At 66.6% G+C, this 18,234-nt stretch carries 14 protein-coding genes; 3 read left to right on the top strand and 11 right to left on the bottom strand.

Annotated elements, in window-relative coordinates; genetic code table 11:
* Window positions 1-115 precede the first annotated feature (115 nt).
* Window positions 116-2,011, bottom strand: a complete 1,896-nt coding sequence (locus F8O08_RS04235) for a DEAD/DEAH box helicase (RefSeq protein WP_158042623.1) — start codon at window positions 2,009-2,011, stop codon at window positions 116-118.
* 77 nt (window positions 2,012-2,088) lie between these two features.
* Here F8O08_RS04235 and F8O08_RS04230 point away from each other — a divergent pair, with 77 nt between their 5' ends.
* Window positions 2,089-2,814, top strand: a complete 726-nt coding sequence (locus tag F8O08_RS04230) for a GntR family transcriptional regulator (protein ID WP_158037721.1) — start codon at window positions 2,089-2,091, stop codon at window positions 2,812-2,814.
* Here the strand turns inward: F8O08_RS04230 and F8O08_RS04225 are convergent.
* The 5 genes from F8O08_RS04225 to F8O08_RS04205 form a co-directional block, all read right to left on the bottom strand.
* Window positions 2,747-3,859, bottom strand: coding sequence for an acetate/propionate family kinase (locus F8O08_RS04225; RefSeq protein ID WP_158031214.1), 1,113 nt, complete (start codon window positions 3,857-3,859; stop codon window positions 2,747-2,749). The genes F8O08_RS04230 and F8O08_RS04225 overlap by 68 nt on opposite strands.
* Window positions 3,856-5,946 (bottom strand): phosphate acetyltransferase, encoded by a 2,091-nt coding sequence (gene pta / locus F8O08_RS04220; RefSeq protein WP_158042622.1) that lies wholly within the window; start codon window positions 5,944-5,946, stop codon window positions 3,856-3,858. The genes F8O08_RS04225 and pta overlap by 4 nt, the downstream gene beginning before the upstream one ends.
* A gap of 238 nt (window positions 5,947-6,184) precedes the next feature.
* Window positions 6,185-6,736, bottom strand: a complete 552-nt coding sequence (locus F8O08_RS04215; RefSeq protein ID WP_192496663.1) for a YceI family protein — start codon at window positions 6,734-6,736, stop codon at window positions 6,185-6,187.
* Window positions 6,737-6,842: 106 nt separating this feature from the next.
* On the bottom strand, window positions 6,843-7,574 hold the full coding sequence (locus tag F8O08_RS04210; protein ID WP_158042621.1) for a polyprenol monophosphomannose synthase: 732 nt from the start codon (window positions 7,572-7,574) through the stop codon (window positions 6,843-6,845).
* The gene (locus F8O08_RS04205; protein ID WP_225733560.1) at window positions 7,571-9,256 is read right to left on the bottom strand and encodes an AMP-binding protein; all 1,686 of its coding nucleotides are present in this window, start codon (window positions 9,254-9,256) and stop codon (window positions 7,571-7,573) included. Before F8O08_RS04205 ends, F8O08_RS04210 begins: the two co-directional genes overlap by 4 nt.
* Before the next feature lie 79 nt (window positions 9,257-9,335).
* Here F8O08_RS04205 and F8O08_RS04200 point away from each other — a divergent pair, with 79 nt between their 5' ends.
* Complete coding sequence (locus F8O08_RS04200; protein WP_158031211.1) at window positions 9,336-10,007, top strand: metal-dependent transcriptional regulator; 672 nt, start codon at window positions 9,336-9,338, stop codon at window positions 10,005-10,007.
* Window positions 10,008-10,025: 18 nt separating this feature from the next.
* On the opposite strand, the gene F8O08_RS04195 is transcribed toward F8O08_RS04200, so the two are convergent.
* From F8O08_RS04195 to F8O08_RS04175, 5 genes are all read right to left on the bottom strand, one after another.
* A complete protein-coding gene (locus F8O08_RS04195) occupies window positions 10,026-11,768 on the bottom strand; it encodes an amino acid ABC transporter ATP-binding/permease protein (protein WP_158042620.1) in 1,743 nt (580 codons plus the stop codon).
* The gene (locus F8O08_RS04190; protein ID WP_158042619.1) at window positions 11,765-13,489 is read right to left on the bottom strand and encodes an ATP-binding cassette domain-containing protein; all 1,725 of its coding nucleotides are present in this window, start codon (window positions 13,487-13,489) and stop codon (window positions 11,765-11,767) included. Before F8O08_RS04190 ends, F8O08_RS04195 begins: the two co-directional genes overlap by 4 nt.
* Window positions 13,489-14,238: a TIGR00645 family protein gene (locus tag F8O08_RS04185; RefSeq protein ID WP_158042618.1), complete on the bottom strand. Its 750-nt coding sequence runs from the start codon at window positions 14,236-14,238 to the stop codon at window positions 13,489-13,491. The genes F8O08_RS04190 and F8O08_RS04185 overlap by 1 nt, the downstream gene beginning before the upstream one ends.
* Window positions 14,239-14,321: 83 nt before the next feature.
* Complete coding sequence (locus F8O08_RS04180) at window positions 14,322-15,443, bottom strand: alpha/beta hydrolase (protein ID WP_158042617.1); 1,122 nt, start codon at window positions 15,441-15,443, stop codon at window positions 14,322-14,324.
* The gene (locus tag F8O08_RS04175) at window positions 15,443-16,216 is read right to left on the bottom strand and encodes a LiaF transmembrane domain-containing protein (RefSeq protein ID WP_158042616.1); all 774 of its coding nucleotides are present in this window, start codon (window positions 16,214-16,216) and stop codon (window positions 15,443-15,445) included. Before F8O08_RS04175 ends, F8O08_RS04180 begins: the two co-directional genes overlap by 1 nt.
* A 130-nt stretch (window positions 16,217-16,346) precedes the next feature.
* On the opposite strand from F8O08_RS04175, the gene ilvD reads away from it, so the two are divergent.
* Window positions 16,347-18,203 (top strand): dihydroxy-acid dehydratase, encoded by a 1,857-nt coding sequence (gene ilvD / locus F8O08_RS04170; protein ID WP_158037712.1) that lies wholly within the window; start codon window positions 16,347-16,349, stop codon window positions 18,201-18,203.
* Window positions 18,204-18,234 lie beyond the last annotated feature (31 nt).

The raw sequence follows: 18,234 nt of genomic DNA, 5'->3' as shown, positions 1-18,234 counted from the left end.
ACCCTAACCTGTGTCGAATCGAGACGAATCGACGTTGTCACAGCTCGAATCGAGTGCTTCTGCGCCGTGCTGACACGACGTTCGGCGCCAGGATGGCGAAGAGCGGCGCTGCGCGTCAGCGACGTCCGCGGTGCATCCACCCGCGAACGGTCTGCAGCCTCTTCTGCAGCTGCCCGAGGTCTGCCTGCGGCACCGCAGGGCCACCGCTGATGCGCCGCAGCTTGGAGTGAATGCTGCTGTGCGACTCGCCGCTGATCTGCGCCCAGACCGAGACCGCCTGGTGCAGTTCGGCCCGCTTGGCCTTCAGCTGCTTGAAGAGCGGCTCGTTCGACGCGGCCTCGGTCTCGGGCGTCGCCGCCGCCCTGCGCTGTTTGCGTTTCGTGATCTCGTCTTGGTGAGACCGCAGCAGCGAGCGCACCTGGTCGGGTTCGAGCAGGCCGGGGAAACCGAGGAAGTCCTGTTCCTCCAAACTGTCGGCTTCGGCGCCCGACCCGAACTCGTCACCTTCGAAGAGCACGCGGTCGAAGGCGGCCTGCGCCTCGAGCGGCTCGAAGTCGACACCGTCGAGCAGATCGTCGGATGCCGCCTCGCGCTGGTTCGCCTGTTCGAGCAGCGAGTCTTCGAGACCGTCGTCGTCCCGGTCTTTCGGACCCCCCAAGACATGGTCGCGCTCGACCTCGAGCTCGTGTGCCAGACCCACCAGACCGGGCACGCTGGGCAGAAAGATGGTGGCCGTCTCGCCTCGTTTGCGAGCTCGCACGAATCGCCCGACGACCTGGGCGAAGAAGAGCGGCGTACTCGCACTCGTCGCGTAGACGCCGACCGCCAGCCGAGGCACGTCCACGCCTTCCGACACCATGCGCACGGCGACCATCCAGCGCTGCTGCCCTGCCGAGAACTCTTCGATGCGATCGCTGGCGCCGTCTTCGTCGCTCAGCACGATGGTCGCCGACTCCCCCGTGATCTGTTTGAGGATGCCTGCGTAGGCCCGAGCCTGCGTCTGGTCGGTCGCGATCACGAGCCCGCCGGCGTCGGGCACTCCCCGACGCACCTGCGTGAGCCGAGCATCCGCCGCACGCAGCACCGAGCCGATCCAGTCGCTGCGCGGGTCGAGCGCCGTGCGCCAGGCCTGGGCGATGATGTCTTTGGTCGCCGGTGCGCCCAGATCGGCGCTCATCTCGTCACCGCTGCGGGAGCGCCAGCGCATGTTGCCGGCGTAGGTCAGGAAGATCACCGGGCGCACCACGCCGTCGTGCAGGGCGCGGCCGTAGCCGTAGGTGTAGTCGGCGCGTGAGATCTTCGAGCCGTCGGGCTGCGGCTCGTACGTGACGAAGGGTATCTGCGCTTCGTCAGAGCGGAACGGCGTACCAGTCAGACAGACACGCCGTGTGGCGTGCGCGTAGGCCTCGCGAATGGCGTCGCCCCAGGTCAGTGCGTCACCGCCGTGGTGAACCTCGTCGAGAATCACCAGGGTGCGCTTCGCCTCGGCGAGTGCCTTGTGCACCTCGACGTTGGCGGCGACCTGTGCATAGGTTGCCGTCACGCCCACGTAGTGCGAGCCGAAGACGCGATCGGCGTTGCGAAAGTTCGGGTCGAGACGAATGAGCGCTCGCTCTGCGGCCTCGGCCCATTGGCGCTTCAGATGTTCGGTGGGCGCGACCACCAGCACCCGATCGACGGTTCCCTGATCGAGCAGCCCTGCGGCCAGCTGCAGTGCGAAGGTGGTCTTGCCTGCGCCAGGGGTCGCTGCGGCGAGAAAGTCTCTGGGCTGTTCGGCGAAGTACCGCTCAAGAGCCTCAGCCTGCCAGGCGCGCAGTCGACTCGCGGTGCCTCGTGCCGCACGGCGCGGGTAGGCCGGGGGCAGATCGCGGGCAGACGCGTTGCCGAAGTCGATTGGGGGGTGCACGGCAGAGATTGTACCCGCAGCCGACGACGTGCGCCTGTCAGACCGACGTGGGCCGCTCTGGTCGGGGCCGGTGATTCCGTGGGTCTGCGGCCTGCCGACGGGCATTTCCTCGGGACTGTCCTATTATGATCACGGCAGTCATCGAGGACTGCGACTGACGCGGGATCCTGAGGGAGAACACGATGACCGAGCAGCAGACGAACAGCAAGGCGTTGCAGGCGCGCGACGCCATCAAGCGATCGATCGCCGCAGGCAGACTGCAGTCAGGCCAGCGTCTCGTCATCTCGCAGCTGGCTCGTGAGCTCAAGATGTCTCCGGTTCCGGTTCGTGAGGCGATCCGGCTGCTCGAGTCAGAGGGCCTGGTCACATTCGCTCACAACGTCGGTGCGCAGGTGACCGACTTCCGGCCGCAGGAGTACCGGCACATGATGTCGACGCTCTCGGTGCTCGAAGGCGCTGCCGTCGCACAGACCGTTCCGCACATCCGGCAGCAGACCATCGACGAGGCCCGCTTCTACAACCGCCATCTGATCGAGGCGCTCAAGGCGTCACGCTTCGCCGAGGCCAACCGGTTCAGCACGCTCTTTCACCGCGTGCTCTACCGCGACTGCCCCAACCGCTACCTCATGCAGACGCTCAACGAGGGCTGGGCCAAGGCCGCCGCGGTCAAAGGCGCCGTCTTCGGCCTGCTGCCCGGGCGTGTCGACGGGTTGGTCGAAGAGCACGAGCACCTGCTGCAGATGCTCGAGAAGAAGACCTCGCCCGACGAGGTCGAGGCCTTCATCCGAGCTCATCGCGAGCGAAACACCGAGGCCTATCTGCGCTACGCGCAGCAGGCGATCAGTGATCGCGCTGCCACAGGAGGGCCTCGGCCTGCCGGATCATCGTCACGTCCTCGCGAGTCTTGACCAGGATGATCGCGGCCGACGAGCCTTCGGTCTGAATCTGGCTGTTCATCTCGTTGCGGCGGTTGAGCCGCTCGTCGAAGCGAACGCCGAGCGGGCGCAGACGTTCGAGCACGAGTGCGCGTGCAGCCGGCGAGTTCTCGCCGATGCCGCCGCTGAACACGAGCGCGTCGAGCCCACCAGCAGCGATCGTCATCTGCCCGATCATGCCTGCCGCACGATGCGCCCAGACGGCCAGCGCGAGCTGTGCCGAAGGCTCGGCGGCATGCGCACGGTTGACGATGTTGCCCATGTGCGTGTCACCGGCGAGGCCGAGCAGACCAGACTGGCGTTCAAGCCGCGAGATGACCTCGCGAACGCTCAGGCCGGTGTTCGCCACGAGCCATGCCGACACCGCTGGGTCGATCGTGCCGGAACGGGTCGACATGACCAGACCCTCCAGCGGAGTGAAGCCCATGGTGGTGTCGACGCTGTGCCCGTCGCGCACCGCCGTCAGAGAGGCACCCGAGCCCAAGTGCGCGCTGACGATGTGCAGCTCGGAGAGATCCTGATCGAGAATGCGTGCGGCTTCGCGCACGTTGTACTCGTGTGCAAGACCGTGGAAGCCGAACCGGCGCACCCCGAGACCCTCGCGCCACTCACGAGGAATCGCGTAGGTATAGGCCTCGGCGGGCATTCTGGCGTGGAACGCAGTGTCGAAACAGGCGATCTGCGTCGCTTCCGGCAGCAGCGCACGCAGCCGTTCCAGAGTCGCCACCGACGGCGGCTGGTGCAGCGGCGCCAGATCGGTGAGCTCTTCGATGCCGGCCATCACCTTGTCGTCGACGATCGCGGCCTCACCGAAGAGACGACCTCCGTGCACCACGCGATGCACGACGACCTCGATATCGCCGCTCACCGACGAGAAGTCGGCGATCAGCTCGGCCCACGCTTCGTCGGTGATCTCGGCCGGCGGCGTCGCAACCGTGCGGTTGTAGACGACTTCGTCCTGATCGGCGACGCTCAGCTTCAGGCTCGACGAACCCGCGTTCACCAGCAGCATGCTCATGCGTTGTCCTCTTTCTGCGTCTCGGCGGCTTTCGTGGCCCCCGCCTGTACGGCCGTCACCAGAATGGTGTTGACCACGTCATCGACGGTGCAGCCGCGGGACAGATCGTTGACGGGCCTGCGCAGCCCCTGCAGCACCGGCCCGATGGCGATCGCGCCGCTCGACTGCTGCACCGCTTTGTACGTGTTGTTGCCCGTGTTCAGATCGGGGAACACGTAGACCGTCGCGCGCCCGGCGACCGGCGAGTCGGGCAGTTTGCCAGCCGCGATCTTCAGGTTGCTAGCGGCGTCGTACTGGATCGGCCCTTCAATCGGCAGGTCGGGTGCGGCCGCGCGAGCCAGCTCGGTGGCCTCGCGCACAGCGTCGACCGAGGAGCCGTGTCCTGAGGTTCCGGTCGAGTACGACAGCATCGCCACCCGAGGTTCGATGCCGAAGGCGGCCGCCGTCTGGGCGCTGGCCACGGCGATGCCGGCGAGCTCTTGGGGCGTCGGGTTCGGAATCACGGCGCAGTCACCGTAGACCAGCACCCGATCGGGCAGGCACATGAGGAACACTGACGAGACCTCGCGGACGCCGGGCCGGGTCTTGATGATCTGGAAGGCGGGACGGATCGTGTCGGCGGTCGTGTGCATCGCGCCCGAGACCATTCCGTCGGCCCGCCCCGAGTGCACCAGCAGAGTGCCGAAGAAGCTGGGGTCGCGGACTTGCTGTGCCGCCTGTTCGAGCGTCACGCCTTTGTGGGCGCGCAGCTGCTGGTAGGTCTGTGCGAATTCGTCGAGCAGCGGGGACTGATCGATGTCGATGATCTCGATGCCATCGAGACTCACCCCGTGCAGACGCGCCAGCTTCGCCACCTCGTCGGGGTCGCCCAAGAGCACGAGGTCGACGAGACCCTGCTTCGCGATCTCTGCTGCTGCCGTGAGGATGCGCGGGTCGCCTCCCTCGGGAAGCACGATTCGAGCGTGAGCCGCACGGGCTCGACGGGCGAGCTCGTAGGCGAAGCGCTCGGGGGTGGTCACGTCGCGCAGGGACAACTCGAAACGCGAGAGGATCTCGGCGCCGTCGGCGTGCTCGTCCCAGGTCTTCAGCGCCTGCCGAGTGCGGGTCGGGTTGCCTGCACCGATCTCGCCGCGCACCCGGCTGGCGGCCTGTGCGACGGCGAAGGTGTCGGCGCGTTTGCAGTAGACGGGGATGCTGCCCGCGGCCACGACGCGCTGCAGGCGCTCAGAGATGTCGAAGTCGCCGCTGATGATCACGGCCTCTGGGGCGAGGGCGGCCTGGAGCACCGCTTCGATGAGCTCGACGCGGTCACCGGGCACGACGACGAGCGCTCCCGAGCCGATGACGGAGAGCGCGTGCTCGGCCTCCATCGCCGCCACGGTGATGCGACGCACCAGATGATCTGCGTCGCCATTGGTGCCGATGCGCAGCGCCTCGATGGCTTCTGCCGTCTCTTCGACGCTCGGCCACGAGAGGCTCTCGACATAGGGCAGCAGATAGACGGGACGCCCGAGCGACCCCGAGGGAATCAGCGTGCGGGCCTCGTCGATGACCTCGGGTGAGACGCGGTTGACCACGATGCACATCAGGGTGGAACGCGCCTGGCGAAGTCGCTGCCGTGTGAGCGAGACCGCGGCGGCGACACGCGCGGCGTTGCGACCGAAGCCGTCGACGACTGCAAGCAGCGGCACGTCGAGGTGCCGCGCGAGAGCGACGTTCACGTCTGGCTCACCGTGCACGGGCACGGTGATGGCGTTGGTGCCCTCGATGATGACGAAGTCGACTTCGGCGGCGAGCCTCTCGAAGGCGCCGAGGCATTCGGCGATGAGCTCGTCTGTGCGATCGTCGGCCACCAGCTCTTCGGCATGCGCGGCGGTCATGACCGAGACAGCGGTCAGGGCGCCTTCGGGAAGCAGCTGTTCGGCCAGCTGGACGATGCGCGACTCGGTCGGTTTGTCAGCCGATGTGATCGGCCGCAGAAACCCGATACGAGCGTACCGAGCAGCAGCCTGGCGCAGCAGCCCGATGGTGACCAGCGACTTTCCAGAGGTCTCCCCCACACCAGTGATGAGCAGTCCGTCGGGCATGAGATCTCCATCTGTTCGTTGTGCGTCGGTGCCCCTCCAGACTATCGCACCAGCAGAACGTGCCCCACAGCTCGCCCGGGGTTCGAACGGCCATTCCGTGAACTCTTCGTGAAGCCGCGCACCACGCTGCCGCGTCAGCCTCAGACTGCAGACACGGCGACGGCCACGGGGATCGATCTCAGGATCTCCCGTGGCCGTCGTGCTCTGTCACCGGCTCAGCGCGGCCGGCGGCAGACGATCACTGCTGGTCGAGCACGAACTCGGCCTCGATGTGAATCTTCACATCGCTGCCCAGCAGCACGCCGCCGGTCTCAAGGGCGCTGTTCCACTCCAGTCCGAACTCCTCGCGCTTGATCGTCGTGTCGGCTTCGATGCCCAGAACGGTCTGGCCGTACGGGCTCGTCGTGATGCCCCCGACCTCGACCTGGAAGTCGACGCTCTTCGTGACTCCGCGCAGCGTGAGGTCTCCGGTGACCACCAGGTCATCGCCGTCGTACCGCACTGCAGTCGAACGGAACGTGAGCTCGGGGTGGTTCTCGACGTCGAAGAAGTCAGGCGCGTGCATGTGCACGTCGCGGTCGGGGTTGCCGGTCGAAATGCTCGCGGCCTTGATCTCGGCGCTCACGGTCGAATCGAGCACGTCGTCGCCCGTGGTGAGAGTTGCGGAGAAGTCGGTGAAGCTGCCGCGGAACTTCGTGACGAGATGACGCACGCTGAAGCCGATGCTGCTGTGTGTGGGGTCGATCTGCCACGTGCCCGAGGTGAAGCCTGCGATTGCGGATTGAGTCATGATGTCTGCTCCTTCATTGAGATGTCGGGCGTTCGTCCGCACATCAGTGGTTGTATCTACAACAGTATCCACATGAATGCACCAGCGCAAGCGCACTCTGCAACTCTCAGCGGCGTGTCGGCAGCATCCGCTGCATGCCCCAAGCGGTCACCCGCAGCACCGCTTCGACGATGATCGAGAGATCCATCTTCGAGCGGCCGTTCTCACGTTCGACGAAGGTGATCGGCACCTCGGTCACATCGAGGCCCGCAGCCACGGCGCGTCGCAGCACGTCGATCTGAAAGCAGTACCCATGACTGGCCGCTTCGTCGAGCCGAAGCGCTCGCAGCGCAGTGACGGGAATGACCCGATATCCCGAGGTCACGTCACGCTGGCCGAGGCCGAGCATCAGTCGCGAGTAGATGCTGGCCGCATGCGACAGCGAGCTGCGGTACCACGGCCAGTTCACGATCGTGCCGCCGCGCACCCATCGAGATCCGAGCACCAGCCGATTCTCACCCGCTGCTGCGAGCAGATGCGGCAGCTGCTCAGGCAGGTGCGATCCGTCGGCGTCCATCTCGACCAGATAGCGAAACCCGTGGGCCTCGCCCCACTCGAAGCCCGCGATATAGGCAGGTCCGAGGCCGTGCTTCTGGTCACGGTGCAGCACTGACAGCGACGGATGCCGCTCCCGCAGCCGGTCGGCGAGCAGGCCCGTGCCGTCTGGGGATCCGTCGTCGACCACGAGGGCTGAAACCTCGGGGAGCGTCATGAACAGCCGCTCCAGCACTCCAGGCAGCGACTCTCGTTCGTTGTATGTGGGGATGACGACCAGGGTCTCCCCCGTTGCCGCGCTCACTCGCGCAGCTCGCGGCGAATGACCTTGCCGACGTTGGACAGCGGAAGCTCGTCACGGAATTCGATGTAGCGCGGGCGTTTGTATCCGGTGAGATAGCGGCGGGCGTACTGCCGCACCTCCTGTTCGGTCAGTTCTGGGTCAGCCGGCACGACGAAGGCTTTGACCACCTCGCCGGAGTGTTCGTCAGGCACGCCGATCACTCCGGCGGTCTTGATGCGTGGGTGATCGCTCAGCACCGCCTCGACTTCGTTCGGGTAGACGTTGAACCCGGACACCGAGATCATGTCCTTCCGGCGATCGACGATCGAGAAGTAGCCGTTGTCGTGCAGCACGGCCACGTCGCCCGTGGCCAGCCATCCGTCGGCGTCGAGCACCTCGGCTGTCTCGTCCTCGCGCTCCCAATACCCCTTCATCACCTGAGGGCCGCGCACATAGAGGTCTCCGGGCTCTTCGAACGCCGCGACACGACCGTGGTTGTCGAGCACTTTGATCTCGGTCGACGGCAGCGGAATGCCCACGGTGCCGATGATCGGCGGCAGCCAGGTCGGGTTCACGCTCACCACGGGTGAGGCCTCGGTGAGCCCGTACCCCTCGAGCATGGGGCGCTGGGTGACGTTCTGCCACTCGTTCGCCGTCGACTCGCGCAGAGCCATGCCGCCGGCCACCGTCAGTTTGAGAAAGTCGAAGTCGGCTTTCAGGAACCGCGGGTTCTCGAGGAGCGCCTGAGCGAGAGTCGAGACCAGGATGATCACCGAGGTTCGCTCTCTCACGATCGTCTTGGCGAGCGGAGAGATCTCGCGAGGATTGGTCACGAGCACGTTGTGCAGACCATAGGCGAAGAAGCACAGGCAGTTCACCGTCATGCAGAACACGTGGTAGAGCGGCAGCGCTGCGAGAACGTTCTCGGCACCCTCGTCCAGGATCACGCGCATCCAGTGCCGCATGGCCTGGGAGTCGGCCAGCAGGTTGCGATGCGTGAGCATGGCGCCCTTCGGCGTGCCCGTCGTTCCGCCGGTGAACTGCAACAGTGCGACATCGTCGAGTCCGACCGAGACGGGCTGCAGACGCAGGTCTGCCCCATGCGCGATGGCGTCACGAAAGTCGACGGCTCCGGGCAGGCGATACTTCGGCACCATGCCCTTGAGCCTCATGCCGACGTTCGTCAGCACACGTCTGGCCGGACTGCGCCAGAGGTCTGCCGGGCGGGTGATGATCACGTTCTGCAGGGTGGTGTCGGGCAGAATCTCGGCGATCTTGTCTGCGAACATCTCGAGCACGACGATGGCGCGCGCTCGCGACTGCAGAATGACCGCCTTGGTCTCGGGAGCGGTATAGAGGGGGTTCGCGTTGACCACGACGAGGCCCGCTTTTATGGCGCCGAAGAGTGCGACCGGGTACTGCAGCAGGTTCGGCATCTGCAGCACGATGTGGTCACCTGGCTGCAGCCCCAGAGAGACCTGAAGATAGGCGGCGAAGTCGTCTGAGAGCTGTTTGACCTCACGGAACGTGAGCGTCTGCCCCATGTTGGTGAACGCCTTGCGATCACCGAAACGGGCACATGTCTGATCGACGAGATCGACGATCGACCGGTGTTCGAGGGTGCCGACTTCGCTCGGCACGTCATCGGGATACAGGTCGAGCCACGGTCTCGGAATGTCGTCTTGCCTCTGCTGCTCAGTCACGGGTCAATTATGCCCCACCAGGTGAACCACCTGAGGGATCGCCCAAGAATCAAGATGAACGGCACGTACAATCGAAACCATGTCAGACCCGCGCACAGCCCTCTCGCAGACGAACCAGGACTATCTGAAAGAGATCTGGCAGTTCGCCGAGTGGTCGGGCGATCCCATCACCACCGGCCAGCTGGCCGAGCGCATGGGCCTCACCCGATCGACCGTCTCAGAGGGAGTGCGTCGGCTGACCGATCAGGGCTATGTCGTGCACGAACGCTACGGCAACATCACGCTCACCCCGGCCGGAGAATCGGCGGCGGTGAACCTCGTGCGCAGCCATCGCATCCTCGAGACCTTCTTGGTGTCGTATCTCGGCTATGACTGGGACGAAGTGCACGAAGAGGCCGAGGTGCTGGAGCACGCGGTGAGCCCGCGCATGATCGAGCGGCTCGACTCCCGTCTGAACTTTCCCACCCGCGACCCGCACGGCGATCCGATACCGCGAGCCGACGGCAGCATTCCGACTCTCGACGCCCACCCGCTCAGCGAGGTGCCGGAAGGGCACACCGTGCACGTACGCCGTGTCTCGGACGAGAACCCAGAGCTGCTGCGCTATCTCACCGACATCGGTCTGACCCTCGACAGCACCATCACTGTTCGGGAGCGCATCCCCGCTGCCGGCACGATTCGTCTGGTGATGAACGGCCAGCCCCTCGATCTCGGTCTGCCTGCCGCCGGCAACATCCTCGTCACCGAGTAGGGGCAGCCGCTCCGGTCATCAGCGATCGTCGGCTGCGACCAGCCGCACGACACCGGTCTCACCGACCGCGACGACCGGTCCGCTCCACGCATCGTCACGGTGCGAGACCCAGAGCACGGTGCGTCCCGAAGCAGGATCGAGCACCACGCGGCGAATGTCATCGGCCGTGCGCGCATCGAGCTGAGAAGTGACCTCGTCGGCGAGCAGCACCGGCGTCTCAGCCAGCAGCGCGCGTGCCAGACCCAGCCGCTGAGCCTGACCTCCCGAGAGCCCGACGCACCCGCGACCGCGACCGAGCCGCGTGCGGATGCCCTGGCGCTGACTGTCGACGAACGCACCGAGGCCGACGGTCGCGCACACCTCGCGCAGGTCGTCGTCGCTGGCGTCAGGCCGTGCGATGCGCAGATTCTCGGCGATGCTCGCGTCGAAGAGAAACGTCGACTGATCGACCACAGCCACGGTGCGCACGAGTTCGGCACGGCTCAGCTCCCGCAGATCGCGACCGGCGATCTGCACCGAGCCGGAATCCGGATCGTGCACACGTGCGAGCAGATCCACCAGCGTCGACTTGCCGCTGCCGCTCGAGCCCTCGACGAGCACGTGCGAGCCCGCCTCGACGCTGATCGGCTCCGGCACGCGCAGCTGCGGCCCGTGAGCGCCGCCGACAGCGTCGTGACGGTAGACCAGCGGGCCGATCACCGCGGCCGCTCCCCGATCGCCAGACTCTGCGGCTGCAGCCGACGACTCGGGAGGCTCCTCAGCGGCAAACGTCACCTCGGGTTCGCGCGTGATCGTCGCCTGCACACGAAGCGCTGCCGCCTGCACAGCACGCCACTCATTGACGAATCCGACCACTGACTCCGGCGCGGCGAACGCGGAGAACGCGAGTGCGGCACCCGCAAGCGCTGCGCCCAGCGGCTGCTGCTGCAGCCCTCCGCCATGCGAGTCGGCAGTGGAGACGAGCACCGAGGCCAGCACTGTGAGCAGCCAGACCAGAGTGACCAGCGCTCGTCTGGTGCGACCGAGCCGCTGCTCCGCACGCATGATGTCAGCGTGTCTGCGGTTCAGCTGGTGCCAGCGGCCGAGCCGACGATCGATCGCGTGCAGCCCGCGCAGATCGGGCAGCGCGTGCATCGTCTCGGCGGCGAACTGCGCACTCTGGCCGTCGAGTCGGGCACCCTCTGACGCGGTCTGTGCCTCGCCGCGCAGTCCCAGCCCGGCGCAGCCGAAGGCGAGCAGCAGACCGACGGCAACGACGACCGCCGCCGGCCACCCGGTCAGAAGCCACTGCGCGAACACCACACCGACGCTGACGATCACCGCGCTCACCGCCGGCACGATGGTGTGCGCGAAGAACACCTCGAGCCGATCGATATCACGGCCTGCACGCGAGAGCAGGTCGCCGCTGCCGCTGCGCGACGTGACAGCCGGAGCCTGCGGCAGCAGGCTGGCGAAGAAGCGCACGCGCAGGCGCGCCAGCAGAATGAACGCGACGCGATGCCCGAGATACTGCTCGCCGTAGCGAGTCAGGCCCTTCACCAGAGCGAGGCCGATCAGCACCAGCCCCACGGTCCAGATCGAGACCTGACCGCGGGCACTCGCCGCCACCAGCAGCACCCCGGCGACGACCGCTGCGATTCCCGTGGCCTGCGAGACCAGACGCAATGCGAACGAACCGGCCAGACTGCCCCGAAAGCCCTTCGTCATCGGCAGCAGCTGTCGCAGCGTGTCTGCCGTGCTCGCCTGCGTCGCGCTCGTCATCGTGACCTCTCATCGTGCAGACCGTCCGTCGTGAGGCGAGACGTGGTCATACGGCGGGCGAACGCCGCAGGATCATGTGTGACGCAGACGACGGCCATGTGTTCGGGCAGGTCGGCGAGCGTGTCGACCAGACGCTCGCCGGTCTGGCGGTCGAGGCCGCTGGTCGGCTCGTCGAGCAGCAGCACGTCCACGGGCTGCATCAGAGCGCGCGCAACCGCGAGCCGCTGGCGCTGGCCACCGGAGAGCCCCGTTCCGCGCTCCCCAAGGGCCGCATCCAGACCTCCGAGTCGTTCGCCGATCGTCGTGCTCAGGCCGGCCAGCTCAAGCGCACGCCAGCAGGCGGCATCGTCCACGGCATCCGACGAATCGTCGCCCGTCGCACTCTGGTCGGCCTCTGCCCCCAGACCGAGCGCGAGGTTCTCACGCACTGTGCCAGAGAGAATCACCGGGTTCTGCACGACCTCGACGGTGCGCAGCCCGGGAAGTCGTTCCAGCGTGCCGCCTCCGAGTTCGCGACGACCAGCGATCACGCCGAGCAGTGTCGATTTGCCGACGCCGCTGGGGCCCATGATCGCCCGTCGGTCGCCGCGACGGATGTCGACCTGCAGACCCTGCGCAAGCTCGCGCCCGTCTGGCGTCACGAGTGTGCCCTGCTCGATGCGCAGCACGCTGCCGTCTGACGGAGCCGTGGGTGCGCGTCGTGCCGTCTCGTGTCGTGAGTCACCGCCGCCCACGCCGATCACGCGCGCCAGCCGGCCTTCGGCGCGCTGACCCTGCGCACGCAGATAGAAGAACTTGCCGACCACGTCGAGAGGCGCACTCATCACGACCGCCAGCAGCACGACGACCGCGGCCTCTGTCACGTCGATGGCACCGCTGCGCAGCCGCCACACGGCCAGCAGAGCCGAACCGGCGAGCACGCCCGCATAGAACAAGCCGTCGAGCACGAGAATCAGCAGCTGGTTGACCGCCAGCAGCCGCATGACCTCGGTGCGCTGCTGCTCCGCGCTGCGAGCCAGGCGCTGCAGATACCGGTCGCCGGCGCCGAACAGCGCCAGCGTGCGCAGACCCTGGAGCCCCTGCAGAAACGTCACGGCCAGCGAGGCCTCGCGCCGCCGCCAACCGCCCATCGACTTTCGGGTGACACGCTGAAAGGCGCCCACCGCCGCCGTGACGAGCACGACCAGAGCCGCGAGGCATCCGGCCAGCACCGGGTCGACGGCCAGTGCGATGACCACGAGCACGATCACGGGCGAGAGCAGCGCGGCGAGAATGCTGCCGTGGAACTCGGCCCGGTAGGTCGCGTACTTCGCGGCGTCAGCGGTGGCGAGATCGGCGAAGTCTCCCTCGGCGGGCAGCCGATCGTCGGCGTCGGCCGGGCCGCCCAGCCGTCTGAGAAGGCTCTCGCGCACTTCGGTCTGCAGCTGCCGCTCGGCTGCGTCCTGAGCGGCCTCGCCGAGAAACTGCACGATCACGACGCCGGCGAACGCGACGGCCGTCACCAGGAACAGGTGCGCCGCGGCCGCCGTGCCGTCAGGTCCGAAGGCCGTCGCAAGCGTTCTGCCCAAGGCGACGACGCCGACGGCCAGCAGCACGGTGCGCGCCACCGAGAGAGCCAGCCCTGCGCGCGACAGCCGGTTGGGGCCGGCAGCGACGGGCAGAGCCTCGCGCACTGCTCCGGGGTGCCGTCGCACGTCAGCCGCTGACCGACTTTCGTGCATCAGTGGTCACGCGGCTTGCCGGTGTGCGTCGCTGCCGGCTCTGACGGCACGGCCGAGGCCACCTGCTCAACCGGGTGCACGGCATCGGGTGCAGACGGATGCCCCGGCAGCGCGGGTGCGCCGGATGCGGTCTCGCCGTGGTGCTCGGGGCGCTGGATGCGTTCGATCCAGGCGAGGGCGACCGCCGAGAGAATGAAGGTGAGATGGATGAACACCTGCCACATCACGCCGGTGGTCGTGTAGCTCTCGCCGGTCACGTTGTGCGCATGCTCTGCGCCGAGATCGCCGACTTCGATGAAGGTCTTCAGCAGATGGATCGACGAGATGCTGATGATCGAGATGGCCAGCTTGACCTTGAGGATGTTCGCGTTCACATGCGACAGCCAGTCGGGCTCGTCCGGGTGGCCGTCGACGTTGATCTTCGAGACGAACGTCTCATATCCGCCGATGATGACCATGATCAGCAGATTCGCGATCATGACCACGTCGATGAGTCCCAGCACGGTCAGCATGATGGTGGTCTCATCGAGCTTGCCCCAGTCGGTGAAGACGTCGGTGAGCAGGTGGAACAGATCGACCCAGAACACGATCACGTAGATCAGCTGCGCCACGATGAGACCGTTGTAGAGCGGAGCCTGCAGCCACCTGCTGGCGAAGATCAGGTAGCCGAGCATGTTCGATGTCTGCGAGTTCTGCGCCTGACGGCCGACGGCGAATTGACGTCGCTGGTGGTGATCAGAGGGGGACATCGAGCTCCTGACGTGTGTGGGTGATCCCAGTCGACGTCATTGGCGACTATGGAGTGACGAACTCATGTTACTTGCACCCGACGTCATCGCGCAGCAGCGAGCACCGGCACACGGTCGACGTCGACGTCCCCTCCCCCGTGTGCCCCGACGAAGGCTACGGCCGCGCGCGTCGCAGCGATCGCCTCGGGGTACTGCGAGAACAGCACCTGATACTCGTGCGGCAGCGGCGGTTCGTGATCGGTGTCGTAGAACTGCGTGACCACCGGCACTCCGAGCTGCTGCAGATGCGCGGCGAATGCCCGCGACTGTGACTCCAAGGGGTCGCCGTTGCCTGCGCTGACGAACGTCGGGGGAAAGTCTGCCGTCACTGCGTCTATGGGAGAGCCCTGGCGAAGCATCTCGGCACTCTGCCAGTCGCGCACGCCGCTGTAGGCCCACATCACTGTGTTCAGAAATGAGGCGAACGGACCGGTCGCCTGCACGGCGCCGACGTCATAGGCCCCGCAGAAGAGCACCGCCCCACGAACCTGTTTCGGCTGAACCTGCGGCTGCAGGCCGAGCAGCGAGGCCTCGTCGGGGCTTTCGAGAGCGGCGAGATAGGTCGCCACGACCTGCGATCCGGCAGAGTCTCCCGCATAGAAAAGACGGTCGGCCGCGATGCCGAGATCGTCGGCGTGATCGAGCAGGTAGCTGGTGGCTGCATCGAGCTGCTGTACCGCAGTCGGGAATCGTGCCTCTGGCGAGAGCGTGTAGTTGATCTGCACGACGGTCGCTCCGCTCGCCGCAAGAATGCGCGAATAGTTCTCGCCCTGCGACTTGTCGCCGCCGACCCAGCCCCCGCCGTGCACCCAGATGATGGTGCTTGCCGGTTCGGTCGCGTCCGCACGGCGGTACACGTCGAGCCGTTCGTCGGCGCGACCGCTCGAGGTGTAGGCGAGATCGGCGTCACGTCGCACATCGGCCGGTGCGTAGGCACCGAGCGCCTCGTTGCCCTGCACGCCTCCCGCGTTGAACGACGACCGGATCAGCAGCGCGCCGGGAATCGGCGTGGTGACGAAGCTCAGCACCACCACGAGCAGCAGCGAGACCAGAACGGCGACGAGCATGCCGAGCACCGTCGCACAACGGCGCAGCGGCGTCAGCCCGGCCGTCGACGCGCCTGCCGAAGTCGGGCCAGGCGCGCCCGGCTCGTGCGTGCTGCGCATCAGTTGCGAACCTCGAGGCCGCCCAGCATGATCTGCCCGCCGATGACCACGACCGGAGCCAGAGCCGCGACCGACGGATCGGCAGCCGACGCGGTGAAGACCGACCGGTCTTCGACGCCGCCGAGCAGAGCCGTCGCCTCGACCCGCACCCGGGCGCCGTCCGGAATGCGAATCTCGACGCCGCCCATCAACGCGAGCACCTCGATGCGAACCTCCGGTGCCAGCATGGCACGAGTCAGATCAAGCGTCGACGAGCCGAGCACGGCAGTCATCGACGCGCTGCGAAAGCCGTGTGCCGTGCTGCGCACCTCGGAGCTGCCCAGCACCGCAGTCACGTTCTGGTCAAGGGCGGCGTCACCGTCACGTGCGCCGAATCGGCGCTCCTCTGCGGCAGACGCCTCGGCTGGCGATCTCGGAACCGAATGGTCTGTCGAAGACGTGCTCGCCGCCGCCTTCGGACGACGTCTCGTCAGCACACTGAGGCCCAGCGCGATCACAGCGGCCGGTGCGATCAGTGCCCATGGACTGAACGGCAGCAGACCGAAGTTGTCGAGGATCAGTGCGGTGCCGACGACGACGAGCGCCAGCGCCCACCAGAGATTCGACCAGGACGACACCAGCGTCGAGACGCCCAAGGCGATCACGGCGATGCCGATGATCAGACGAAAGACGCTGCCCATCTGAAAGTCAGGGATCACCACGTTGGCGAGCAGCACCAGCCCCACGCCCACGATGACGATGCCTGCGATGATGCGGGAGCCCACTGTTCTCATGCTTCGACTCTAGCCAACCTTCCCACTGCGTGGTCGTCGGGTCGGTCAGCAGGAAAGCTCCAAACCCGGCCGGGACAAATAGAGGGCGACCTCACATGACGTGAGCAGAGAGGGCGGGTATTGTGGGCAGATGGCCAATCTACGCTCACGCACCGTCACCCACGGCAGAAACATGGCCGGCGCTCGCGCCCTTCTGCGCGCCGCCGGCGTCGACGGATCAGATTTCGGCAAGCCGATCATCGCAGTCGCGAACAGCTTCACCGAGTTCGTTCCCGGACACACCCACCTCGCTCCCGTCGGGCGAGTCGTCTCAGAGGCGATCAGCGCCGCCGGCGGCATTCCCCGCGAGTTCAATACCATCGCGGTCGACGACGGCATCGCCATGGGCCACTCGGGCATGCTCTACTCGCTGCCCAGCCGCGACCTGATCGCCGACTCCGTCGAGTACATGGTCAACGCCCACCAGGCCGACGCGCTGGTCTGCATCTCGAACTGCGACAAGATCACTCCCGGCATGCTGCTGGCCGCGCTTCGACTGAACATCCCGACCGTCTTCGTCTCAGGCGGCCCGATGGAGGGCGGCACGGCAGTTCTCGTCGACGGCACCGTGAAGAAGCGCGTCGAGCTCATCTCGGTGATGTCAGGTACGGCCGACCCCAACCTGTCAGACGAGAACCTGCTCCGGCTCGAGGCCAGCGCCTGCCCGACCTGCGGATCGTGCTCGGGCATGTTCACGGCCAACTCGATGAACTGCCTGACCGAGGCGCTCGGTCTGTCGCTGCCCGGAAACGGAACTACTCTCGCCACGCACACGGCCAGGCGCGCGCTCTTCGAGAACGCCGGTTCGCTCGTGGTCGATCTGTGCCACCGGTTCTACGACGACGAAGACGACAGTGTGCTGCCCCGTTCGATCGCCACGCGTGAGGCGTTCCAGAACGCCATGGCCATGGACATCGCCATGGGCGGTTCGACCAACACGATTCTGCACCTGCTCGCCGCCGCCCAGGAGGCAGGCGTCGACTACACGATGCACGACATCAACGACCTCTCGCACCATGTGCCCTGCCTGTGCAAGGTCGCGCCGAACGGGAGCTACCTCGTCGAAGACGTGCACCGCGCAGGCGGCATTCCCGCCATTCTCGGCGAGCTGCACCGTGGCGGCCTGCTGAACGAGAACGTGCACTCGGTGCACCATCCGACGCTCGGCTCCTACCTGGACGACTGGGATCTGCGCGGCGGCAAGGCGACCGACGAGGCCTTCGAGCTGTTCCACGCGGCTCCGGGCTGCAAACGCAGCGCCAAGGCGTTCTCGCAGTCAGAACGCTGGGAGACGCTCGATCTCGACGCCGAGGACGGCTGCATCCACGACGTCGCCCACGCCTATTCGAAAGACGGCGGCCTGGCCGTGCTCTACGGCAATCTTGCCGAGGACGGCTGCGTCGTGAAGACCGCCGGCGTCGACGAATCGATCCTGACGTTCAGCGGACCGGCCGTCGTGGTCGAGTCGCAGGAGGACGCGGTGAACGTCATCCTGAACAAGCAGGTCAAGGCCGGCGACGTCGTCGTCGTTCGCTATGAGGGGCCCAAGGGCGGCCCGGGCATGCAGGAGATGCTGTACCCGACGTCGTTCCTGAAGGGTCGTGGCCTGGGCAAGAAGTGCGCGCTGATCACCGACGGCCGCTTCTCCGGCGGCACCTCGGGGCTGTCGATCGGCCATGTCTCCCCCGAGGCGGCATCCGGCGGCCTGATCTCGCTCGTCGAGAGCGGAGACACGATCACCATCGACATCCCGAATCGCAGGATCGAGCTGAACGTCTCTGACGAGGTGCTCGCCGAGCGTCGCGCCGCCCTCGAGGAGGGCAACGGATACCACCCGAAAGATCGCAAGCGTGAGATCTCGACCGCTCTCAAGGTCTACGGCGCATTGGCGACGTCAGCTGACAAGGGAGCGGTTCGCGACAAGGCGAAGATCGACGCGATCTACTGATCGACAGAGTGGGTTCGCATCAGGATGCGGG

This window comes from Pseudoclavibacter sp. CFCC 13611 (assembly GCF_008831225.1).
GTDB lineage: Bacteria > Actinomycetota > Actinomycetes > Actinomycetales > Microbacteriaceae > Pseudoclavibacter_A.
Note: the sequence above shows the minus strand (reverse complement) of the source record. Positions and strands in the feature narration are given on the sequence as shown.